At 39.7% G+C, this 24102-nt stretch carries 16 protein-coding genes; 7 read left to right on the forward strand and 9 right to left on the reverse strand.

What is annotated here, in order from left to right; all coding sequences use genetic code 11:
• Positions 1–57 precede the first annotated feature (57 nt).
• Positions 58–2673 carry an alanine--tRNA ligase gene (gene alaS / locus B3139_RS09875; protein ID WP_293882421.1) on the reverse strand — a complete coding sequence of 872 codons (2616 nt, stop codon included), beginning with the start codon at positions 2671–2673 and terminating at the stop codon, positions 58–60.
• 421 nt (positions 2674–3094) lie between these two features.
• On the opposite strand from alaS, the gene B3139_RS09880 reads away from it, so the two are divergent.
• From B3139_RS09880 to B3139_RS09900, 5 genes are all read left to right on the forward strand, one after another.
• The gene (locus tag B3139_RS09880) at positions 3095–3943 is read left to right on the forward strand and encodes a universal stress protein (protein ID WP_209579098.1); all 849 of its coding nucleotides are present in this window, start codon (positions 3095–3097) and stop codon (positions 3941–3943) included.
• Positions 3944–3955: 12 nt separating this feature from the next.
• Complete coding sequence (locus tag B3139_RS09885) at positions 3956–4798, forward strand: universal stress protein (RefSeq protein WP_209579097.1); 843 nt, start codon at positions 3956–3958, stop codon at positions 4796–4798.
• 90 nt (positions 4799–4888) lie between these two features.
• Positions 4889–6238 (forward strand): OmpA family protein, encoded by a 1350-nt coding sequence (locus tag B3139_RS09890; protein ID WP_293882425.1) that lies wholly within the window; start codon positions 4889–4891, stop codon positions 6236–6238.
• A 146-nt stretch (positions 6239–6384) separates the two neighbouring features.
• A complete protein-coding gene (locus B3139_RS09895; RefSeq protein WP_293882427.1) occupies positions 6385–7710 on the forward strand; it encodes an OmpA family protein in 1326 nt (441 codons plus the stop codon).
• Positions 7711–7891: 181 nt separating this feature from the next.
• Positions 7892–9250 (forward strand): S41 family peptidase, encoded by a 1359-nt coding sequence (locus tag B3139_RS09900; protein WP_293882429.1) that lies wholly within the window; start codon positions 7892–7894, stop codon positions 9248–9250.
• A 48-nt stretch (positions 9251–9298) separates the two neighbouring features.
• Here the strand turns inward: B3139_RS09900 and B3139_RS09905 are convergent, their stop codons facing one another.
• The 6 genes from B3139_RS09905 to B3139_RS09930 form a co-directional block, all read right to left on the reverse strand.
• Entirely contained in the window at positions 9299–9478 is a 180-nt protein-coding gene (locus B3139_RS09905; protein WP_209579093.1) for a hypothetical protein, read from the reverse strand.
• A 67-nt stretch (positions 9479–9545) separates the two neighbouring features.
• The gene (locus B3139_RS09910; protein ID WP_293882431.1) at positions 9546–10349 is read right to left on the reverse strand and encodes a hypothetical protein; all 804 of its coding nucleotides are present in this window, start codon (positions 10347–10349) and stop codon (positions 9546–9548) included.
• A gap of 55 nt (positions 10350–10404) precedes the next feature.
• Positions 10405–11760, reverse strand: coding sequence for a hypothetical protein (locus B3139_RS09915; protein WP_293882433.1), 1356 nt, complete (start codon positions 11758–11760; stop codon positions 10405–10407).
• Between the two features lie 215 nt (positions 11761–11975).
• A complete protein-coding gene (locus tag B3139_RS09920) occupies positions 11976–15371 on the reverse strand; it encodes a TonB-dependent receptor (RefSeq protein ID WP_293882435.1) in 3396 nt (1131 codons plus the stop codon).
• A 120-nt stretch (positions 15372–15491) separates the two neighbouring features.
• Positions 15492–16454 (reverse strand): FecR family protein, encoded by a 963-nt coding sequence (locus B3139_RS09925; protein WP_209579089.1) that lies wholly within the window; start codon positions 16452–16454, stop codon positions 15492–15494.
• A gap of 128 nt (positions 16455–16582) precedes the next feature.
• The gene (locus tag B3139_RS09930) at positions 16583–17197 is read right to left on the reverse strand and encodes an RNA polymerase sigma factor (RefSeq protein WP_209579088.1); all 615 of its coding nucleotides are present in this window, start codon (positions 17195–17197) and stop codon (positions 16583–16585) included.
• 263 nt (positions 17198–17460) lie between these two features.
• Here B3139_RS09930 and B3139_RS09935 point away from each other — a divergent pair, with 263 nt between their 5' ends.
• Both B3139_RS09935 and B3139_RS09940 read left to right on the forward strand, forming a co-directional pair.
• Positions 17461–19293, forward strand: a complete 1833-nt coding sequence (locus B3139_RS09935) for a DEAD/DEAH box helicase (protein ID WP_293882439.1) — start codon at positions 17461–17463, stop codon at positions 19291–19293.
• A 180-nt stretch (positions 19294–19473) separates the two neighbouring features.
• Positions 19474–21237, forward strand: a complete 1764-nt coding sequence (locus B3139_RS09940; protein ID WP_293882441.1) for an AMP-dependent synthetase/ligase — start codon at positions 19474–19476, stop codon at positions 21235–21237.
• 60 nt (positions 21238–21297) lie between these two features.
• Here the strand turns inward: B3139_RS09940 and rlmB are convergent, their stop codons facing one another.
• Positions 21298–22086, reverse strand: coding sequence for a 23S rRNA (guanosine(2251)-2'-O)-methyltransferase RlmB (rlmB, locus tag B3139_RS09945; RefSeq protein WP_293882443.1), 789 nt, complete (start codon positions 22084–22086; stop codon positions 21298–21300).
• Positions 22087–22163: 77 nt separating this feature from the next.
• Positions 22164–24014 (reverse strand): DNA polymerase III subunit gamma/tau, encoded by a 1851-nt coding sequence (locus B3139_RS09950; protein WP_293882445.1) that lies wholly within the window; start codon positions 24012–24014, stop codon positions 22164–22166.
• Positions 24015–24102 lie beyond the last annotated feature (88 nt).

A 24102-nucleotide genomic window follows, 5' to 3' on the forward strand; every position in this document is an offset into this window, starting at 1 on the left:
GTTTATTTTTAGTTGTTAATACCTATCCTTAATAGCCTTATTTAACTGCTCGTGAGTTTATTTCAAGAAGTCTATTGCGCGCCCAATTGCGACCTTTAATCCCGCAGGATTTTTACCTCCAGCTGTCGCGAAGAATGGCTGACCACCGCCCCCTCCTTGGATATCCTTAGCTAATTCTCGAACAATTGTACTTGCATTTAATCCTTTTTCTTTAGCCAATTCGTCGGATAAAACAACAGTCAAGCTTGGCTTACCATCAAATTCAGCACCTATTACTAAAAACAAGTTAGTGACAGCACCTTTTAAAGCATACGCCAATGTTTTCACAGCTTCAGCATTTGGAAGATCAACAATGGTAGACAAGAAATTAATCGGTCCAACCTGCTGGATCTTTGCTTCTAAATCAGACTTCAAGGCTAACGATTTTTCTGTGATACTTTTCTCGACTTCTTTCTTCAAGGCACCATTCTCATCGATGATTTTACCTAACGCAGACACAAAATCCTTTGGATTATTCATGAGCTCTTTCAGGTGATGAACCAATTCGAAATGTTCACGGATAACCGATGCTGAGCGCGTTCCTGTAATTGCTTCGATACGACGGACACCAGCGGCGACAGCAGATTCGGAAACAATTTTGAAAAACCCGATCTGACCCGTTGCTTTGACATGTGTACCCCCACAGAGTTCTTTGGAATATTGATCTTCAAAAGTAATCACACGCACAAAATCGCCATATTTTTCCCCAAATAGGGCTGTAACACCCGAATTAAGGGCCTGTTGGTACGGAACATTTCGTTCTTCCTTCAAGGGTATATTTTCGCGAATCTTAGCATTGACAATATCCTCTACCAGTTTAATCTCCTCGTCGGTCATTTTCGCAAAATGAGAGATATCAAAACGTAAAGTATCGGCGTTAACCAATGATCCCTTTTGGTTCACGTGATTTCCCAATACCTGTTTCAAAGCTGCATGTAATAAATGGGTTGCTGAGTGATTGTTTTCGGTATCGGTTCTTTTGGTTTTATCAACCTGCGCTATAAATGTACCTTTCAATTCAAGCGGCAATTTGTTTGTAAAGTGAACAAATAGCCCATTTTCCTTTTTAGTATCTGTGATATAGATCTTCTCACCTGTTGATTCCGAAATCAATTCCCCAGAATCGCCCACTTGGCCACCACCCTCAGCGTAAAAGGGGCTAACTGAAAGCACCAATTGGAATTGCTCTTTATTTTTTGCTACAACTTTACGGTATTTAACAACCTCAGTAACGGCAGTTAATGTATCATAGCCGACGAATTCAAACCCTTCATCTTCATTTACTTCAATCCAATCACCTGTATCAATCGCTGTGGCAGCACGAGAACGATCTTTCTGAATTTGAAGTGCTTGGCTGAAACCTTCCATATCGACAGTTAAACCTTTTTCACGTGCTAACAATTCCGTTAAGTCGATCGGGAATCCGTAAGTATCATAGAGTTCGAAAGCAAAATCCCCCTTAATGACAACGTTATTCTCCACATAATTTTCAAATCGCTGTACGCCAGTGGACAAGGTTCTAAGGAACGAAACCTCCTCTTCTAAGATCACTTTCTGTACAAAATCCTGTTGTTGAATCAATTCATCAAATACGCCTGCGAACTGAGACGCCAATACAGGCACAATTTCGTTAATAAAAGGGGTTTTAAAGCCTAAAAATGTATAAGCATAACGTACCGCGCGGCGTAAAATACGGCGAATCACGTAGCCTGCTTTATTGTTGGATGGCAGTTGGCCATCGGCAATTGCAAAACTTACTGCACGGATATGATCGGAAACTACGCGCATGGCAATGTCAGCCTTTTCATCTATACCATATTTTATACCTGATTTTTCAGCGATAAAATCGATAGTAGGTGTAAATACGTCGGTATCATAATTGGAAGTCTTACCCTGTATGCATCGCACCAAACGCTCAAAGCCCATTCCAGTATCAACATGTTTAGCTGGTAGCGACTGAAGCGAGCCATCTTTCAATCGATTAAATTGCATGAATACGAGATTCCAGATCTCAATGACTTGAGGGTGGTCTGCATTCACCAAACTCTGTCCGGAAGTTTGTTCACGCTCTTCTGTGCTGCGCATATCAAAATGGATTTCGGAACAAGGCCCACAAGGTCCTGTCTCCCCCATTTCCCAAAAATTATCTTTCTTGTTCCCAAGGAGAATTCTATCTTCGCTAATCCATTCTTTCCAGAAATTGAAAGCTTCCATATCACGCTCCAAGCCTTCTTTGGCATCTCCTTCAAAAATAGTTACATACAGACGGTCTTTGTCTAACTTATATACAACTGTCAATAGTTCCCAAGCCCAAGCAATCGCTTCTTTCTTAAAGTAATCACCGAAACTCCAGTTTCCTAACATCTCAAACAACGTGTGATGATAGGTGTCAATGCCGACTTCTTCCAGATCATTGTGCTTTCCAGAAACACGTAAACAGCGTTGAGTATCGGCAACGCGAGGAAATTTAATGGGTGCTTCACCCAGAAATAAATCTTTGAATTGATTCATTCCCGCATTGGTAAACATTAAAGTTGGGTCATTTTTTACAACTACTGGTGCTGATGGTACTATTTGATGCCCCTTACTTTTAAAAAAGTCCAAAAAGGCCTGACGAATTTCTCTACTTGTCATTTAATTATCTAAAAATATGTGCAAACTTACTCAAAATTGATAGGTTATGCAATGTGGAATTCCATATATTGACCTTGAAACGACCGTTTTCTCTAAACAACGAAAAGTGCGACTTTGACTTTTCAAACAAAAAATTCAGATGCTAACATTCAGCCAGTTAAGACATACCAATTTTATTGGTGACAGCAATCACAAATTGATATTAAATATAACATTCTAAAAGTGTTATTCGTTATTCATATTTGTGCAAAGCTTCTCAGCTTTCACATGTAAAACGATAAAAACTATTTGACCTGAGGTCATCCACAATTACATTTGTTTTATTACATTTGATAGTAAAATAGGGAATTGGGTATACTTTCAAGCACATTCCCTAGTGCAAAATAAATAAGATTAGATTTTGTAGATTAAATTCCTTCTAATGAAAAAAAACATTCTACTACCGGTAGATTTTTCGGCTCATGCTATCAATGCTGTTAATTATGCGGTGAACCTATCCCTGGAAAAGGGTTATGCGCTCCACCTTTATCACAATTACACCTCTGCTTCTGCGGTGTTCGAGGAAGAAAACAGCCCTAATGACGCAAACTCTCCAATTTTTAAAGCAGATATCCTTATCAAAGATCTGGCAGAATCAATAAAGCTACAACATCCTACACTTCAAATATCGACACAATGCGAGCGAGGTATGATTACAGAAACGCTACCTGAACTTGCTACTCCGGATCAGTTTGATTTTCTAGTTATGGGCACTAAGGGCATCACCAATGAGGACAGTAAGCTTATTGGCAGCACCACGTATGTCATTAGCAAAAAAGCCAAAATACCCGTATTAGCCATTCCAAACGAAGCATATTATACACCTATAGATACTGTCGGCCTACTGTCCAATTTTAAAGAAGAAGAGATCCATACAGTAAAAGACTTTGTCAATATTATCGGTAAAGATTTTGAGTTAAAACTTATGCATGTACACTACGATCACTCATCAGAAAATAGAATCGAGGATAAGCTTGAAGTATGGAAATATAAGATCAAAAAACATATCGGCGTAACCAATATTGCAATAGAAGTTGATTCGATCCAAGGTGATATTGAGGATCTAGATACAGTTCCAGAAGTCATTAACGAGATGATCCATAACGAAAAGATTAAAATTCTATTAGTGACAAGATCGAGAAAATCATTCTTTGAACGTGTCTTTTCGCGTTCGGTCGCAAAAGCATTATTTAGCCATCCGTTAATCCCGATATTTTTCACAAAAGCATAATACCTTATAGCCATGTCTAAACTATTAATACCTGTCGATTATTCCGAAAATGCACGAGTAGCCGCATTTTATGCCGCGCAAGTGGCTGCGATGTCAAATAATGAGATCACACTCTTTCATTCGTTCACATCCCACAGCAATAAATTTGCAAATGCGAAGCATTTAGTAGACCCTACGGAGGTGGAAGCTCATCAGAAAATGGAGAAGCTTGTAGCCGAACTTCTACAAGAATATCCTTCACTTAAAATTTCTACATTATTTGACAACGGCATTTTGGCCGAAACGCTGGAAAAACAAGAGATAAAAGAGACATACCAAACGATTATTATGGGTACAAAAGGAGTCACAGGGCTCGAATCTGTTTTGATCGGAAGTAATACTTATGATGTTATTAAAGAGTCCAAAATACCTGTTTTAGCTGTTCCAAAAAATGCGATAAAGCTAAAAAAAGATACCATTGGGTTGTTAACAAATTTCAAACCTGGCGAACTTGAAGTGCTTAAACAAGCAATTCCATTATATGGAAAAGACTTTCATCTTCAATTGATTCACATCAATAAAAATGAATTAGAAATCAAAGTGTTAGGAAAAAAACTAGAAAACTGGATCGAAGAGATTATTACTGAAACTGGCATTGAAGACATTTCATACATTGTCAAATCCCCAAGTTATTTTGCCGGTTCTCGAGAGAATATTGCTAACGGTATTCATACCATTATCCGGGACGAAGACATTGATGTTATTTTGATTACCAAAAGCAGGAAAACTTTTTTTCAAAACATTTTTACTGAAAATATTGTTAAGCATCTGGCTTTTGAAATTGAAGTGCCAAACTTCTTTGGACGTGTAGAGTAACCAAATAATTTTTGGCAAATTTATTGCAAGAGTGTTCAGTGAGTTAATTTAACAACAGTATTATAGTAGATAATTTTACAAACACGCATTATGAAAATTAGCCTTAAAAAATCAGGATTACTTGTTGCGGCAGGAATTTTATCCACCGCATCCTTTGCGCAAAGCACAAAAGACGCATCAATTGAAGGCACAACACCGTTAGGCTCGGCAACACAATATAGAACGTGGTCGATCGGTGTGGGAGCAGGTGTAACGAGCTTGCAAAATATCGCCAAGTTTAACAACGGTGGTTACGATAAATTGGATTGGAATTTGGGTTATAGTGCTTACATCAAGAAGCAAATCTCCCCTTCCTTTGGATTGAAAGCTACTTATTTTGGTGGAAAAACATCAGGCTACGATAACAGCGATAAACAAACAGGATTTGAAACTAAAACACCTTGGTCTGTAGCGTTGTCGGGCGAGTTTTTAGCAGCAAATACCAACTGGAGATTTTTCAACAGCTTTATTAAACCGTACGCATCCATTGGTGTTGGTGTAATGAACGCCGAGACCGCTGCAATCGCTAACGGGGACAGAGGAGAATATGGTGACTCATATTTTAAGATTTATGTACCAGCAGATTTTGGTTTTAAATTCGCCGTAGCAAAAGGTATCAACTTTGAACTCGGATACCAATTGAATTGGGCGAACCAACGTTTTGACAACAGAATGGGTACCGCTAACCCAGTGGGTCAACAATACAAAAATGACTTATTCACTTATGCTCACGCAGGCCTAGAATTTGCATTGGGTAGTGGTAGCAAACCTGCTTTAAACAATTCTAACCCTGTCGCAACCCTTGTCAATGACTACACGGTTAAATATGATGACTTAAAGGCTCAAAATGATGCGTTGAATGCTAAAAATCAAGCATTACAAGGACAGTTGGATGGTCTTAACAATGATCTGAAAGATGACGACGGCGACGGTGTGGCTAACAAATATGATAAATGCCCAGACACACCTTCAGGTGTTCAAGTGGACGGATCGGGTTGTCCAATTGTTGTTAAAAACGAAACCAAAGTCGTAGAGAAAGTTGTCGTTACAGAAGCAGATAAAAAAGTTGTTGCTGACGCGATCAGAAACTTGGAGTTTGATTTAGGTAAAGCAACTATTCGCTCAAGCTCTTACGCAACATTGAATAGAGTTGCCGCATTATTAATCGAAAAGAATTTCAGCTTAAAGCTCGCTGGTCACACCGATAATACAGGCTCACGCGAATTAAACATGCGTTTGTCTAAAGAACGTGCAGAAGCTGTAAAGGCGTATTTAGTATCGCAAGGCGCAAATGCTTCACGTATTGAGGCCACCGGATATGGTCCTGATCAACCAATTGCAACGAATAAAAATGCAGCTGGCCGTCAACAAAACCGCCGTGTTGAGTTCACCCTTTATTAATAACTAATAAATCAGATAAATAAAAAGGTGTTTTTAAGTTAAAACACCTTTTTATTTATCTGATTGTCATATTTCAACTACAAGCGTTTAGCAAATTTAATTTTCAAACTATTATTTTTGCAGCGGTTTATACAAACACAAATTATATGAAACTAAAATTACAATTCGTACTCGCGCTCGCATCAGCGGGTTTATTTGCGACTAATGCAAATGCTCAAAATGCGAAAGTATCATCCATTGAAGGAACAACACCATTTGGACCAGCTGCACAATATAGAACATGGTCCATCGGTATTGGTGCCGGGGTGACAAATCAAACGAACATTGCTGGCTTCAACCGTGCAAACTACGAGGATTTAGCGTGGAACTTGGGATATAGTGCCTACATTAAAAAGCAAATTTCTCCTTCTTTTGGCATCAAAGCGAGCTACTTTGGTGGTAAAACTGGTGGAGCGTTTAAAGATGGAACACAATCTTTTGAAGCTAAAACACCTTGGTCAGCGGCCTTGTCGGGAGAATTCCAAGCGGCCAACACCAACTGGAGATTTTTCAACAGTTTCATCAAGCCTTATGCATCGATCGGTGTGGGTGTGATGAATAGCAAAACTACCTTAACAACTGGATCAACTTCTCAGGAAGCGGATGGCATTTCTAAAATTTACGTACCATTGGATATGGGATTTAAATTTGCTGTCGCTAAAGGTATTAACTTCGAGCTAGGTTATCAATTAAACTGGGTTAACCAAAACTTTGATGGCATTCAAGGCGGTCAATATAAAAATGACTTGTTTACTTACATCCATGGTGGTTTAGAATTTGCATTGGGTAGTGGTAGCAAACCTGCTTTAAACAATTCAAATCCTGTCGCGACATTAGTCAACGACTACACCATGAAGTATGATGACCTTAAAGCACAAAATGATGCTTTAAATGCTAAGAACCAAGCGCTACAAAATCAATTGGATGGTTTGAACAGTGACTTGAAGGATGATGATGGTGACGGTGTTGCCAACAAATATGACAAATGCCCGGGTACTCCTTCAGGTGTACAAGTAGATGGTTCTGGATGTCCAATTGTGGTGAAAAACGAAACTAGAGTTGTAGAAAAGGTTGTTGTGACAGAAGCTGACCGAAAAGTAGTTGCTGATGCCATTAAGAACTTGGAATTCGATTTGGGAAAATCGACAATACGCCCTACTTCATACGCTACATTGAATAAAGTTGCAGAACTGTTAATCGAGAAAAACTTCAGTCTAAAACTAGCTGGACACACCGATAATACAGGTTCCCGTGAATTGAACATGCGTCTATCAAAAGAACGAGCTGAATCGGTGAAAGCATATCTTGTATCACAAGGCGCTAATGCATCTCGCATTGAAGCTACAGGCTACGGTCCTGACCAACCTATCGCATCCAATAAAACTGCTGATGGTCGTCAACAAAACCGCCGCGTAGAGTTTACACTTTATTAATCGGTATTCTTCGATATATAGCCCAAAGGCATCCCTCTCCAGGGATGCCTTTTTTTATGGCATTAACGGACTAAACCTGAAATCTCCCTCGTGTTCATAACAAATAAACATCTGAACAACAAAAAGATAACACCAACAATACATACATTATATGTATTTTTATGAAGCTAAGTCTTAAAAAATGCGTAAACCAACCGTTTTTGTTTTAACCCTTTTTTCACTACTTCTTTCCGCCTGTGAAAAGGATCCATCGCTGAACGATCCGGGGTCAAATGCAACGATCAATCAATGGACGTTAAAGCAGATGCAACAATACTATTATTGGAACGATAAAATCGGGAAAACAAATGATCATCAGCAAGCTCCCGATCTATTTTTTAAAAATCTCCTATTTCAAGAAGACCATTACTCCCGCATATTACAGACACTTAACAGCGACACCTATGGCAATACCTTGACAAACACCTTTGGATTCGATATGGTACAAGTCCAAACCACTGATCAAACCATCCAACTGGTTACTCAAGTTGTTCCGTTTAGCGAAGGATATTTAATGGGTCTCCAGCGAGGCGACAGCATAAGCCATATCAACAATGAGCGCATAAACCAAGGCAATATGCAATTACTGCTAGACAAATCCTTACCGTTACCAACGATGCAATTAAAGCGGAACGATGGTAAACTATTCAATCTGCCCTCTTCCTATATTTCGCAACCGGTCCTCTATGCAGCTAAACTTATCTCCACCTCCCCCACTGTAGGTTATATCTTTTTAAGCCAATTTGACTTTAGTGGCGCTTATTCACTATTGGAAGTTGTCCAACATTTCAAGTCACAACAGGTCCAGGAGCTGGTTGTCGATTTACGTTACAACCCAGGCGGACAAGTTGCTTTTGCTGCATTTTGTGCACTTTTATTAGCAGATATCAAAGAAAATGACATTTTTGCCAGATACCAAGGTAACAGAAACATCAAAAATAGAGAAGACAGCTTCGCAGCAGCACTGCAAGGTCAGCCTGATGGCTATTCATTTTCAGCGAAAGACATTTTAAAACAAGGTTTACATTTAAAAAGAATTTATATGCTTACAGGGCCAAACACGGCATCTGCGTCTGAAATGTTAATGAATGGATTAGCTCCGTATGTGGAGGTTGTTCAGGTTGGCAATAAAACCTATGGAAAAGATATGGCATCGACCACACTAACTACACCCCAGGAAATTCATGGCGCTGAACGTGCCTGGCATTTGATCCCAATGATTTATAAAATATATAATAAAGCAGGACAAGGAAATTACAGTAATGGAATTTCTCCGCAGAAAGTAACGGATGAGTTTGCCTTTTTACCTTTGGTGCCGATAGGTGATTCCAGAGATCCATTGATTCGGGAAGCACTACGAACAATCAGCAATAAGACTACAGGAGCCAAGGGTTTTGCCAATGCAACAGAAAAAATGAATATTTTAACTCCAAAATATATGGGCAGTAGTTATCAGACAATACCTATTGACGTGAGTGCACAGGACAAGACCGGACAATAGTTTTATCAGTGTGCGCAGGAATTCAATGAGGTAATGACCATACGTAGATCAGCTCCAGTCTGCCCATTTTTGGCTAACTTGCGAAGAGGAAGAGAGTTCATTAAGATTGGTAAATTCCCGACGCAATTTGTAAAGGACTTCCGAATCTACAACCTGCTTCAGATCTCCCTGGATTTCCAAGGAGATCGCCAATAGTTTTCGATGTTTTAAATCGCTGATGCCTCTCATGATGAATTTATGCTAATTGATTTACCTATAACCTCATTATTGACTTCGCTGTATTTCTTCAAATCTCCTATTTTCTTAACCAGATATTCTCCAAGCTATAGCCTATACCGCCAATTTCAGAAACTGCATCAACATCTAAGTAAGCATCGGATTCTTTTTGAGGAAGATATACAATACCTACATCTACCGAAAAATTAAAGAACAAATAGACATTTTGCCCATCCACAAGGATTGGCTTTAAATCGCTATCCAAAACCTGCGCCTTTGCTACAAAAAGGGGATCAATTGGTATCTTGATAAATTCTTCGGTGATTTTATCCGATATCAACCCAGTAGTCAGGATCGGAGTTTCGTCATATTTGACCAAATCCATTCCCCAACTTTCATCATAAACAGGTTTACCTTGATAAACCGCCAATCGAATCGGCTCGCCTTTTGGTGAAATCGTCCTGTTATAATTCAATATCTTTACCTGTATCACACCCGGAATCGGCTTTACATCATCACCTAAAGGGTTCGGTCCAACAACCAAGGAAGGATCAATGGGACTTTTACTATGAACACCAAAGGTATTTAATCCTGATTTGAGGGGCAGTCGTTGCGCTAAGACCACCTGATCCTTGTTATTAAATGCAACGACCAATGAAGAATCGGCATCTTTATTTCGTATAAAAATAAAATTAGCATCGCTTGGATTAGCAACTTTTCCATCTACCGTTACTCTTTTTACATCCACAGACGCAGAACTATAGGATCTAAAAGCAATGCGTGCGATTTCATCCTGCATTTGAACCACCTCGCCTTTTTGACAGGAGGATAACATACACCCGATCCAAAGGGCGCCAAAATATAGAAATATATTTTTTATCATATAGAAGCAACTTAAAAAAGTGAGCCATAAAAATGGCTCACTCAACAAATAAATATTAATAATTTTTTGGATTAAATTGAGTCCAAGTAGCTGTCCAGGGAGCAGTTGTCGGATGGAAAGCACCTTTATAAGTCGTCGTGCCGTCACCATATGCTGGCGAAGTCGACAGCGGCCTTAAGGAAGCCGGGTTAAATAAAGTTGTTGTAGGATAAAAGATATTTCCAGCACCCGCCAGTTTCAAATACGTTGTTGCATCGGTTGAAACATTTGTCTGGTTTCCTGTAGGAGTACCACCACTAAAAGCTGCAGTATAAGCGTGTACAACGTTACCCGTAAACGTATCTGTTGCACCACCCTCGAATGCAGCACCTGTTGAATAACCGGCGATAATTGAGTTTTGGATATCGTATTCTGACGCTCTTCTCCAACGGTTACCAAATTTCAGTTTTGTATTCGCCACAGTCGCATCCTTAATACCTAAGAAAGTAAAGTTTTTCAATACTGGGCGAGTTTTAGGAGTAGCAGAATATGGTGCTGTTCCCTCGTTATCAGACTCCAGACCATTTGAATCCGAGCTACCACTAGAGGTGCTATTCGTCGAATTAGGATCTTTTAATGACAACGCATATTGAATTGTTCCTGTGTAGCCATGATCAAAATCAAAATCGTCATCGTCATTTGATAATGCAACTAAGTATTTCGCATTAACAGTACCCCCAAAAAACTCGAACGCATCATCTTTACCCCAAGATACCTGAATATTTTCCAAGGTAGTCCCAGTACCGACACCGCCCAATGTTAGTCCGTTAATCTCGTTATCAGCAGTTAAGTTATAACCAGCAAATTCAATGCGTACATATTTCAATGAACCTGAATTATCTGCAGCATTGGTACCACCATAAGTAACGTCTACACCCACAGGTTGAGGAATCCCTTCGATTCTCCTTGTGGCAGCTTGATTGGTCGTTGCGCTACCCAACAATACGACCCCTCCGAAATCACCAGGGTTACGAGATCCTGCCGCATTTGGAGAAGTGAATACGATTGGTGCGGAAGCAGTACCGTTAGCGATTAATTTCGCTGTTTTAGGCACAACCAAAACACCTTTGATATTTTGTGTTATTCCGGTGATTTGGTCATCGTAAGCTTTAGTTAAACCAGAAGTAATGTAAGTCCCCGCTTGAATCGTCAATGTCGCACCCGGTCTTACGAAAGCAACTCCATCAATTTTCCATACGGTATCCGCAGATAGCGTAGTCTTCGTAATAATACCGGCAGCATCTGTTGGGATTGTTGCCTGAGGTTTGTTTGGCAAACCAGCATTCAAATCTGAATTAGGTCCTACATTGTCTTTGTTACAAGAAGCCAATGCGATTGCGCATACGCTTGCTACTGTTAAGATTTTTTTCATTTTGTGTTAAATAATCACTAGTTTTGCCATCACAAGATCATTTTTTAGACTATGCTTCCCTATGGGATAGCATTTCATAAGGTTGCATAGTTGTTTTCAATCACCCGTTTTCTGTATTTTTCTGTCTTATTTCCCTGTTGTGCGGCGTGGACAAACGCGGAACTTATGTACATTATTGAGGAGTGATATGAAACTGCCTCGCGCAGGTATTTTATTTAAAAATTATAAGTAACTGAAAGATTAAATCTTCTTCCATCCTTTTTACGGTAGGTTATTATATCCCCATCCGCTTTATTATATTTATTATCTCCCTTTACTTTTGTGGTGACATAGTTACCTGTCTGAGGATCATTGGCAGTCGTAAACCCTTCAGTGTTTTCATAATAGCGTGTCCAATCATCAAGCAGATTAGCTAAATTAAGTTTGACTTCCATTTTTTTATTTAAAAAACGTGCATAAAATTGTGCATCCAACTGCTTTGGAGCCAATTCATATTCAACTGCTGAGAGGTTAAAATTCCCGATATTTGTCCGGTACCCCCTATGGTTATAACTTGTCGTAATTCCGAAATTATCGCCCCAATAACCAACCCCGAGATTTAACAGCCATGGCGATTGTCCCATCAAAGGTCTATCTTGACCCGGATAACGCGACTGGCGACGTTTAGGTCCATCGGGGGTGGCGCCATCAATAGTTTCCCAATGGGATAACACATTGACTTTTGATTTCAGAAGCGTGCCATTAGCTGATATAAATAGATCTTTTAGCCATTCTTCATCGCCTATAAAGGCAAAGTTTTTTCGAATTTCTAATTCTAATCCTAAATTCCTTGCAGATTCCATATTTGCAAAAGTATAATTCCGCTTATCGTCTCCTCGATGTACTAGCTCTATCGGTTTGTCTAAATACTTATAATAGCCCGTGAGGGATATTATTTCACCGGAAGACGGATACCATTCAAAACGCATATCCAGATTATCAATCACAGTACTCTGCACTTGTTCTCCCGACACATAACCATCTAATTCAAAATCATACATCGCAAACATACCTACCTCTCTAAAATCCGGACGAATTACCGTACGCGCATAACTTCCTCGAATATTGAATGTATTGGTTAAACTGAATGTGGCATTAATAGATGGTAAAAACCGCCAGTTATTTTCTTTTACACCAAGTTCATAGGCTTCAGCACCATTTGTATCTCCCTTTTGATACTTTCTTTTATATAGTTCTTCCTGTCTACTATTAAGATCAAAATATTCAGCCCTTACGCCATACACCAATCGCAATTTTTGCCATAGCCTTTGATCAGCCATTAAAAAAAGTGCATGGGAACTCATTTCTCCATTATAATATCTACCGCCAAGACCTTCTGCATAATAATATGCCTGTCCATCTCCATTTCCGATATTTTCATTTGAAAATAATCTATCATAACTCGACTCAATTGGAGGGGCAGGTATGCTAACATTGCCAACCAAGGTCGATCGTGTCATAGGTAAAAATTTAAACAAATCCAACGCTCTTTTTTTGGTCCAAGCCTGGTAACCTAATTTTACAAGAGTTGATACTCCTGTCCCCCGTTGAAATTTCCGAGAAAATGCAGCGCTCCAATTATAATCGGTTTCATCTATACTAGTCCACATTCGCCAATCAGTTACCGCCCCTTTATTAGAAAATCCAGCAGTTGTCAATAAATTAGGTGTTTGAAAATAAGGTTGATCGTCTATCGTGGTGGTTATCCTATAGGAGAGCTTTCGTTCATCTAATATTTGCTGTTTAATCTTATTGATGGTAAACATTCCCTCCGCTTTTACCTGCCAGGGCAGCTGATATTCTCCGATCAACTGATGCTGCTGCAACGACATCGCCTCAGGTAATTGATACGTCAGCCTATTTGCTTTTGGATCAGGGTCAGTGTATACTTTTCGAATACTTTCATTGTAATTATTAGCGTATGTACGTGCATATATATTTCGTAAAGAAACTTTAAATCCATCCGCTTGATACCCCATATTTGCAACCAATCCAGCGTTACTGTTAAAGCGATAAGAGGTGCCGGCACCATTGTCTCCGATACCAGTACTATCTATATAGTGCGCTCCAATTAATGCAGACCCCCTCGTATTATTGAAAGCAACAATATTCTGCTCGTTTCTAAAGTTTACCGAAGCTGCAAAGCCGAATCGATTTCCGTTATTTAACTGATACAAGCGACCAAGCGACAAACGCATATTCTGATTAGGGTAAGCTTTATATTTATATTGCTTCATGGCATCACTGTTAAAGCGTTTGGACTGTGCGATAGCGTCCAAATCGTTGTACTTCACAGCATCGCCAAATTCAGTTGGATTTAAAGGGGTATTATTTAATTCCTCGTCTGTCAAAATATAACCTGGGGGCGCATCTAATAGTAAAGACCTACTGTTCCATTGCCAGGTTCTTATTCCATCGGGCATTTTTGAAGATTTGTCAAAGAAACCGAAATATTCACTTGTATGTCGCTCTCCAAGTCGGTAAAAATCTTTCCCCAAAGTTTGACTATTACTTCCTGATCCAATTTGTATTGTTGTAAAATTCTCTTCAGGAATATCAATCGTATTCACCGAAACCTGTCCGCCGGAAAATTCAGCGGATACATCCGGGGTTGCCGTTTTATTGACCACCACCGAGCTCACCATCTCCGTCGGTATAATATCAAAAGAAAAATCACGTCTATTCTGCGAAGTACTCGGAATCACCACACCGTCCAACATGGCCTGATTGTAGCGGTCGGACATCCCCCGCACAATGACGTTCCGGTTATTGACGGTGGTCAATCCGGTAACACGTTTTAAAACCTGCCCCATATCATTGTCCGGTGTCCGGGCAATCTGTTCGGCGGATATTCCGTCCGTCACCGACGCTGCATTTTTTTGCGCCGCGTACAATCCGGCTACGGAAGCTTTTTTAAACGAGACACTGACAATAGCCGTTTCTAGCGCATTTACCTGCGTCTTCATGGCAATGTTTAACCCCGTCCGTTGTCCGCCCTGTATTTTAACCCCCTCAACACGTTGAGTCTGGTAAGACAGGTAGCTGACTTCCAACATGTAGGTTCCTGGTGCAGCATTTAAAAGATAGCTCCCATCGATACCGCTCTGGGTTGATTTATTGGCCCCGATCAGTTTGATGCTGGCATTGGCCAAAGGCTGACCGCGATCATCAATAACTTTACCTGAAATATACCCATTCTGCTGTACTGGTTTTTCGATCAATGTAATATAGACACCGTTGTCATGAGCCATCAGGTCAGTCTCCCTGAGCAGATAACGCATGACATCGCGGACACTATTACTTTTAAAGATTTTGGCATTTACCTTTTTCTTTGCCAGATTATATTTCGCTGCATCGAAAGCGATATGTATATTTTGGGATTCCAAACGTTCGAAAGCCGCCGGAATAGTGGATTCACTAAAAGAAACTGTAATCTTTTTATTGAGTAACTGGCCGTATGCACCCGAAGCTAAAAGCATTTCGGCAGACACGATCGAAAGAAGTAAACCTACCAACGATGTCCTTATCATAAACTTAATATCGTTTTGCGTAACGTATTGCTTAAATTTCATAATTTTGTATGCGTATATAATATCTCTATAAGTTGTTGTATATGTTATTTATACCATCGCTAAATGGTGTATCATGTAGAGTTGACGATGGCCGTCGTCAGCTCTTTTTTTATCCCCAAACTAGTAAATATGCACTATCCTGCCCTCCTTCCTGGATTTGTTGTAATGAATTGCTTTGATACTTTCTAGGGTTGACGTCCAGGACAGCTGCTTTGATATAGGCATGCTATACCGTTGTTGGGCAATGCGCTGGTCGTCGGTTTTAATATCCACATCATAGATATTTTTGACCGCCAGTGCCAATTCTGCAAAACTGCTTTGCTTAAGATAAACTCTCCCCTCCATCCAGCTATTACGTGTCGTCAGATCAAAAGTCTCCTGATTACTATTGTGGTTATTTTTGGTATAACGGATCTGTTCGCCACGGGTCAGCACACCCAGCGGATTATTATTGGCAATGACCTGCACTTTACCTGTAAATACAGACACCGATATATCATCCAGTTCCGCATAGTTTTTCACGGTAAAAGAGGTCCCCAGCACCTTGGTCTGTATTTGTCGGGCATTCACAATAAAAGCTTTTGTGGAATCTTTCTTGACCTCAAAATAAGCCTCTCCAGCTAGAAGTTCGACAACGCGATCCTTCCTGTCGTAGGAGACCGTATCCAATTTAATTTTGGAATACGCATTCATCACAACAATAGATCCATCAACTAAAAGCACCCGTTTACGCTGTGACGCACCGGTTTCAAAAATTCTGTACCCCGGCTTTAAATTCAATTCGTTTCGGGAGAAATTCAGATCTTGCTGCTTTTTCCAAAATAAAACACCAAAACACAACAGCATGCTAGCGGCAACTGCTCCGCTCCAATAGCTTAGCTTCCGAATGACTGATTTCTTAGGCTTAGTCTGTATAATACATTGCTCTATTCGATTCCACAACCGATCCTCATCAACCTCTCCTTCAGGGATTTCCTGTCGATCGAGCGTATCATACCAGTGATCAATCAAGGACCTTTCGGCCTTATCGGCTTTATTCTGCTGGTATTTATAGATTAAGGATTCAAAAATTCTTCTTTTCACTTTTTTTACTTGCTGTTTATATACAAGTCTTCAAAAATGTCAGAACGTACTTCAATAAATGGTTAATGTTTTATAAAAGAATTGTTAAGTCGATTTTTAGTCCACAATCACTTACAAACAACTGCTATTTACCTGGAAATTTCGTCCAAAACAAAAATTAGCAAGAGAGTAAAACTACCATTTTGAACGTTTTGATAATCAACTATCGCTTTTCTAAGTCTTTTGGATGCTTCGGTAAGGTTATTTTTCACAGTTTGCTCCGAAAGTCCCACGCGTAAAGCGATCTCACGAATTGATAAATGCTCCCACTTTAGCAAAAGTACCTGCCGCATATTATGCGGCATAATTTCCAATTCATCTTCCAGCATCTTTTCTAGTAGGAGGTAAGTTTCAAGTTCTTCGGGATGATGCTGTACATAATCAAAAATATGTTTGCTCCAATGATCCAGTAGGCTATCTTTTGCTTTATTGGAATTGAAAAAATCTATAATTTTATATTTGAGCATTCCCTTGAGATAAGCAGGAAGGTTCATCTGGATATCGATCGTATGACGCTTTTCCCAAAATTGAACAAACAGTTCTTGAAGAATATCTTCCACATCCTGGGAATCGCGAATACGCCGGGCAGCGTGCTGGTAAAGATCTTTCCAACAATATTGATATAACGCAGCGTACGCAGTAGTATCATCCCGTTCTTTAATAGCCCTTAGCCACTGCTGATATATAATTGGTATTTGATCCATACTAACATCAAAAATAAGGTTGGGATATTAAGTTTTTATTAATAAATGAATAAAGAACGCACAAAAAAAAAGCAAAATAGTTTACCATGAAAACAATACTTTTCAACCCTTAATTATCTCTATCCCGTTGGTCAAATTTCACACGTTGATTTGAGATTTTTCAATCTCATTAAAAATCAATTATTTAAATTATTTGTTTATTCCGATTTTATTCTTATCTTTGCAACGCCTTAGGCAATAGTGCCTATTGTATATAATATTTCATGAACCCATTTTTAGAACTGGGAATCCGTGAGGAAGTTGTTAATGCCATCTCAGAATTAGGTTTCGAAAAACCTTCTGAAATTCAGGAAAAAGCCATTCCTGTTTTATTGACTGGTAACGACGATTTTGTCGGATTAGCCCAAACTGGCACAGGAAAGACCGCGGCATTTGGTCTTCCATTATTAGAGCAATTAGACTTTTCTCAAAAACACCCACAGGCATTAATCCTTTGCCCTACTCGGGAATTATGTTTACAAATCTCAAAAGATTTAGAAAAATTTGCTAAATACGTTAACAACGTACATGTTGTTGCTGTATATGGAGGTGCAAATATCTCAGACCAGCTACGTCAAATTAGACGTGGAGTGCAAATTGTAGTAGCGACCCCAGGTCGTATGTTGGATATCATTGGCAGAAATGCGATTGATTTCTCAAATGTAAAGTATGTTGTATTAGATGAAGCGGACGAGATGCTCAATATGGGCTTCAAAGAAGACATCAACAACATTTTGTCAGAAACCCCTGACGAGAAAAAAACTTGGTTATTTTCGGCAACGATGCCTTCTGAAGTGCGTCGTATTGCAAAGAATTATATGACCGATCCTGTTGAGCTTACTGTAGGTACAAAAAATACGGGTAATGCCAACATTGAACACCATTACTATTTGATCAAAGCAAAAGATAAATATGCGGCGTTCAAACGTATTGTAGATTCAAATCCTGATATCTTTGGTATCGTATTTTGTCGTACAAAAATCGAGACGCAAGACATTGCTGAAGCGTTGATTAAAGATGGTTACAATGCAGACTCGCTGCATGGTGACTTATCTCAACAACAACGTGACAAGGTAATGAAACGTTACCGTGACCGTAGCTTACAACTCTTGATTGCAACAGATGTAGCTGCCCGTGGTATTGATGTTAGTGACGTAACGCACGTAATCAACTTCTCGTTACCGGATGAAACAGAAAACTATACACACCGCTCTGGCCGTACCGCCCGTGCAGGTAAAACTGGTATTTCTCTTTCGTTAGTTAATGTGAAAGAATTGAGTAAAATCCGTCATCTTGAAAAGATCATTGGTAAGCCTTTTGAGAAAAAGCAAGTCCCTCAAGGTGCTGAAGTTTGCGAAAAACAATTATTTTCGATCGTTAAAAAGATTGAAAATGTTGAAGTGAACGATGAACAAATCAGCCCATTCTTGCCAGCAATTATGGAAAATTTGGAATCTCTTTCCAAAGAAGATATCATCAAAAGATTTGCTTCTCTTGAGTTCAACCGTTTCTTGGATTATTACAAAAACGCTCCAGATTTAAATATCGAAGCGCGTGACGGTTCTCGTGAAGACCGCGGTGATAGACGTGATGGTCGTTCTCGTGAAGGTTCAAAAGGTTACACGCGTTTATTTATGAACTTAGGCTCAGTAGATGAATTCTCTCGTGGAGACATGTTGGGCTTTATCTGTAACAATGCGAACATTTCAGGAAAATCTATTGGTAAAATTGATTTAAAGGGTGTATTTACATTCTTTGAAGTTCAAGATGCTGAGGTTGAGAAAGTATTCCAAGGATTCCAGAGCGTAGATTACAACGGTCGTCAAGTACGCATCGAAGTATCTGGTGAAGGAAAAAGTGAAGGCCGTAGCGACCGTGGCGGAAGAAGCCGTGGTGGTGAACGTGGCGGAAGACGTGAAGGTGGATATCGTGGCGGTGATCGCGGTGGAAGACGTGAAGGCGGATTCAGCGGCGAGAGACGTGAGCGTAGCAGTAACAATGGCGGTGGCTTCCGTGATTTCTCTGGAAAACGTAAAGAATCAAAAAGTAAATACTAAGTAAACAGTATTTAAAATAGAGTTTAAAGACTCTGGTATAAAAGCTCATAGCTTGATATACCAGAGTCTTTTTCTGTATACCACCATCTCCTCTTACATACGCATTAATCCATGAATTGAATACGGCGGTCTCTATAAAAAAACGTAAATTAGCTGTATTATAAGAACTGGATTTTCACTATGCCAACAGCAACGAGATTATTTGATTTAGCATATCTTCAATATGATATTGCACCAGACTTTCCTATGTTTTCATTTAAAAAAGATAACAAATGGGTAAAACTGAGCAATACTGAATTTATTGAGCAAGTTAACCAGACATCGAAAGGTCTGATCGCACTAGGGGTGCAACCTGGAGAAAAGGTGGCCTTGATTAGTGAAAACCGTGTCGAATGGAATATACTTGACTTTGCTACCCAACAAATTGGCGCTGTTGTTGTCGCGATTTACCCCAATATTTCGACGTTGGATTATACCTATATTTTCAATCATGCCGAAATTAAAACCTGCATTGTCAGTTCAAAAGAACTCTATACAAAGATATTAACGATAAAAGATGATTGTCCTCAATTAAATGCGATCTACAGCTTCGAAAAAGAAGATGATCTCAACCATTGGAAGGATTTCGTTGCAAGTGGGGAGATTATTACAGATGAAACGCTAAACCAGCTACGTAATCATATAAAACCCGATGCTTTGGCGTCCATCATTTATACCTCTGGAACAACAGGAAACCCAAAAGGCGTTATGTTGTCTCATAAAAATTTATTGGCAGATACTTATAGTAGCGAATATTCCTTTCCTGTTCAACGTGGCGACCGGGCACTCTCCTTTCTTCCAGTTTGCCATGCCTATGAGCGCGTGTTCCAATATGTGTATATGTACAAAGGCTTGACAATCTTCTTTGCTCAATCCATGGATACAATAGGTGAAGACTTTAAATCTGTAAAGCCACATATTTTCTCTGCTGTTCCTCGGGTTTTGGAGAAAGTTTATGAAAAGATTATGGCAACGGGAGAACAGCTAACCGGGATTAAGCGGAAACTATTCTTCTGGTCTATAAACCTCGGCGAAAAATACAAACTCGAGGGACGCTCATGGTGGTATGATCTTCAGTTGAAAATTGCCCGTAAATTAGTTTTTTCAAAATGGCGCAGGGCCTTCGGTGATGATATCAAGGGAATTGCTTCTGGAAGCGCTGCACTACAGCAAAGGTTAATCCGTCTATACATGGCTGCAGGAATTCCGATCTATGAAGGCTATGGTCTTACTGAAGCCGGACCATGTATCGCCGTAAACTGTTATAGAAGAGGTATGAAAATTGGAACAGTTGGCTTGCCATTAATTCATATCGAAATTAAGCTTGCGCCCGATGGTGAAATATTGACGAAAGGAGAAAATAATATGATCGGTTATTATAAAAATCCGGAGGCTACAGCAGAAGCAATTAAAGATGGTTGGTTGTACACAGGAGACATTGGCGAATGGGTAGATGGCAAATTCCTTAAAATTATCGATCGAAAGAAAGAGATGTTCAAGACCTCTGGAGGAAAATATATTGTTCCTCAGCAGATTGAATCGAAGCTGGTAGAATCTCCATTTATCGAACAGGCCATGGTACTTGGAGAAGGGCGTAAGTTTCCTGCAGCTTTGATTTTTTCCAACTATACAAATCTCTTAGAATGGTCGAAAACAGCATTTCCCTCCCTGGCAGATCTTTCTAGACGAGATTTTCTAAACAGCCCTGAACTGAAGCAGAAAATCGAGTCGGAACTAAACCGTATCAATAAAAATTTTGGAAACTGGGAACAAATCAAAAAATTTGCCATCATCCCTAATGAAATGACGATTGAGACCGGTGAATTGACCCCTACTTTAAAGATGAAAAGAAAAGTTATCCTACAAAAATACGAACGAGAGATCGAGCAAATTTATCAAATCTAGCTTACAAAAAAATCCTTTGTTAAAATACAAAGGATTTTTTATTATCAATAAAGTATGGTGTTACTTTTTAGCAATCCGTTGGCGAATTGCTTCGTAGATCACAACTGCCGCAGAAACTGATACATTTAATGAACTGATTTCACCATACATTGGAATCTTTGCAAGGTTGTCCGCAATACGGATTAGGTCATTGGATACACCGATATCCTCCGCCCCCATAATCACACAGGTTGGCGACGTATAATCGACATCGTATATACTCGTCGTCGTTTTCTCTGTACTAGCGACTAACTGTACACCAGAATCAATCAAAAATTTACCTACTTTTGAAAGGCTGTCGTGGCGGCAAACAGGAATTTTATAAAGTGCGCCCGCGGATGTTTTTATCGCGTCAGGATTAACTTCAGCAGAGCCTTTTTTGGGAACAATGATCGCATGAACACCCGAACATTCAGCTGTCCGCGCGATAGCGCCTAAATTACGCACGTCTGTTACTCCATCCAACATCAAAAGTAAAGGTGTTTCACCCTTTTCATAAATCTGTGGTAGAAGATCTTCAATATCGTGATAGGTGATTGGCGAAATGACAGCGATTACACCTTGATGGTTTTTGCGTGTTATCCGGTTTAACTTCTCGATCGGCACCTGTTGAAAAGCGATATTATGCTCTTTTAGCAAGGCTTTCAATTCTAGAATCAAACTACCACTCAAACCACGTTGTATAAACAATGACTCAATCTCTTTACCGCTATCGATTGCTTCCATAACAGCACGAATACCAAATACCATCTGATTCACCTCACGTCTTTCGCCGTGGTCGCGATCACGTCTCTGAAAATTTCCTTGCATAATAAAAACTAAATATTCTGCTCTTCATAGAAGAGATTGCAAATGTACAAAAATAAAAAACAATTAAAGTCTCCGAATTAGCTTAGCCCCAAGTTGAACTCCTTCCGCAACGTATCTAATAGTGGGTTTTTATTGACCATGGCTTGATACTTCTCCTGTGAGGTATAGGGTTTGCGCGAAATAGTATGCTCCATCATCACCCCCTTTAGATCCAACGAAAAATTCTGGAGCTTCACACGCAAATAATTCAGTACATCGACCTTTGCACTTTGCAATACATCCATCTGAACTCCATTTTCAACATCAATTTCAATCAATACACCATTTAATCGGGGCTGCATGGCCGTCATCATGGTGTATAGGTTAATCTTGTTTTCTGCTTTAAGCTGTTCAGCATAACTGTTCCAAACCGCAATAAATTGACCGAATGAAACCTCACGTTGTTCGCTTCCACGTATCAATTCTGGTTCGTCCCCTTCTTTGGCAACCGCATTGTTATCGTATATGGTATTCAAGTCGGGCAAAGAAGGAATAATTGCCGAAGCGGAAGCCCCCCACCCTCCTTTTTTCACTTTTGGAGGAACATTCGAAACAGGATCCTTTTTCGGTTCGGCCTTTGCGTCCGAAGCCTGATAATTTACAGGGGTAGCTTGTGGAGGTGGCGGCGCAACCTGTTTTTCAATAACAGGAACATTGCTTGATGAAATTATCGGAGGTGTAACGACAGCCGAAGCCCCTTGTTTTGGCTGTGCTGCTATTGGCTCAGGAAGTTTTTTTTTTACTTCCTCGCTGGCCGAAGACATCTGGACGGATCCAAGCTGGCTCAATTTGATCGCATGTGCTATATGGCAGGTCTTGAGAAGTGAAAGTTCGACCTGCAAACGTTGATTTTTACTCGTCTTATAGTTAATTTCACATTGATTGGAAATATTCAATGCTGATAACAAAAATCCCGGAGAAGCCTTTTGAGCTTGCTGCAGATATTTTTGACGAATACTATCACTAACTTCTAGCAATTTTAAAGTTGACGGTTCTTTGGCAACGAGCAAGTTTCTGAAATGCGATGACAGACCTGCAACGAAATGACTACCATCAAATCCGTGGTTCAAAATTTCATTGAAAAGCAGTAAGGATTGTGCTGCGTCTTCGGTTAAAATAGCATCTGTTAACTTGAAATAATAGTCGTAATCTAAAATATTTAGATTATCAATGACAGCTTGGTAGGTGACATTTTTATTGGAGAAGCTGACGATCTGATCAAACATCGACAGCGCATCTCGAAGCCCACCGTCTGCCTTTTGTGCAATGATATGCAATCCATCCTGATCATAAGCGATACTTTCCCGATCTGCGATACTAGCCAAATGATTAGCCATATCTTCCACTTTGATGCGGTTAAAATCGAAAATCTGACAACGCGAAAGTATCGTCGGTAAAATCTTATGTTTCTCTGTCGTTGCAAGAATAAAGATTGCATAAGAAGGCGGTTCCTCGAGGGTCTTCAAAAATGCATTGAAAGCCGCCTGAGACAACATATGTACCTCGTCTATGATATAGATTTTATATTTTCCTGCCTGTGGAGGTATCCGTACTTGCTCAATAAGATTACGGATATCATCGACCGAGTTATTCGATGCTGCATCCAGTTCATGAATACTAAATGAATTACCGTTTTGGAAAGATTTACAGCTGTCGCATTCGCCACATGGCTCAGTACCCTCTAAGATATTTTCACAATTTATTGTTTTAGCTAAAATGCGTGCACAGGTAGTTTTACCCACACCACGAGGACCACAAAACAAAAATGCCTGCGCCAACTGGTTGTTGTGTATCGCATTCTTTAAGGTACCCGTAATGTGTTGCTGACCTACAACCGAATCAAAGGTAATCGGGCGGTATTTACGTGCAGAAACAATAAAATTATCCATTGCACGAAGATACGAATTTTAATACTATTTTTCCACGTCACATTGATTTGCAACTGTAGCGGATAGCTGAAAGCTTTCGTTAAGCTTA

This window comes from Sphingobacterium sp. UBA1498 (assembly GCF_002325125.1).
In the GTDB taxonomy this organism is placed as follows: domain Bacteria; phylum Bacteroidota; class Bacteroidia; order Sphingobacteriales; family Sphingobacteriaceae; genus Sphingobacterium.

What these genes read in the sequence shown, in the direction of transcription:
- alaS (WP_293882421.1), bottom strand. Translation starts at nt 2,673, where the DNA reads ATGACAAGTAGAGAAATTCGTCAGGCCTTTTTGGACTTTTTTAAAAGT.
- B3139_RS09880 (WP_209579098.1), top strand. Translation starts at nt 3,095, where the DNA reads ATGAAAAAAAACATTCTACTACCGGTAGATTTTTCGGCTCATGCTATC.
- B3139_RS09885 (WP_209579097.1), top strand. Translation starts at nt 3,956, where the DNA reads ATGTCTAAACTATTAATACCTGTCGATTATTCCGAAAATGCACGAGTA.
- B3139_RS09890 (WP_293882425.1), top strand. Translation starts at nt 4,889, where the DNA reads ATGAAAATTAGCCTTAAAAAATCAGGATTACTTGTTGCGGCAGGAATT.
- B3139_RS09895 (WP_293882427.1), top strand. Translation starts at nt 6,385, where the DNA reads ATGAAACTAAAATTACAATTCGTACTCGCGCTCGCATCAGCGGGTTTA.
- B3139_RS09900 (WP_293882429.1), top strand. Translation starts at nt 7,892, where the DNA reads ATGCGTAAACCAACCGTTTTTGTTTTAACCCTTTTTTCACTACTTCTT.
- B3139_RS09905 (WP_209579093.1), bottom strand. Translation starts at nt 9,478, where the DNA reads ATGAGAGGCATCAGCGATTTAAAACATCGAAAACTATTGGCGATCTCC.
- B3139_RS09910 (WP_293882431.1), bottom strand. Translation starts at nt 10,349, where the DNA reads ATGATAAAAAATATATTTCTATATTTTGGCGCCCTTTGGATCGGGTGT.
- B3139_RS09915 (WP_293882433.1), bottom strand. Translation starts at nt 11,760, where the DNA reads ATGAAAAAAATCTTAACAGTAGCAAGCGTATGCGCAATCGCATTGGCT.
- B3139_RS09920 (WP_293882435.1), bottom strand. Translation starts at nt 15,371, where the DNA reads ATGAAATTTAAGCAATACGTTACGCAAAACGATATTAAGTTTATGATA.
- B3139_RS09930 (WP_209579088.1), bottom strand. Translation starts at nt 17,197, where the DNA reads ATGGATCAAATACCAATTATATATCAGCAGTGGCTAAGGGCTATTAAA.
- B3139_RS09935 (WP_293882439.1), top strand. Translation starts at nt 17,461, where the DNA reads ATGAACCCATTTTTAGAACTGGGAATCCGTGAGGAAGTTGTTAATGCC.
- B3139_RS09940 (WP_293882441.1), top strand. Translation starts at nt 19,474, where the DNA reads ATGCCAACAGCAACGAGATTATTTGATTTAGCATATCTTCAATATGAT.
- rlmB (WP_293882443.1), bottom strand. Translation starts at nt 22,086, where the DNA reads ATGCAAGGAAATTTTCAGAGACGTGATCGCGACCACGGCGAAAGACGT.
- B3139_RS09950 (WP_293882445.1), bottom strand. Translation starts at nt 24,014, where the DNA reads ATGGATAATTTTATTGTTTCTGCACGTAAATACCGCCCGATTACCTTT.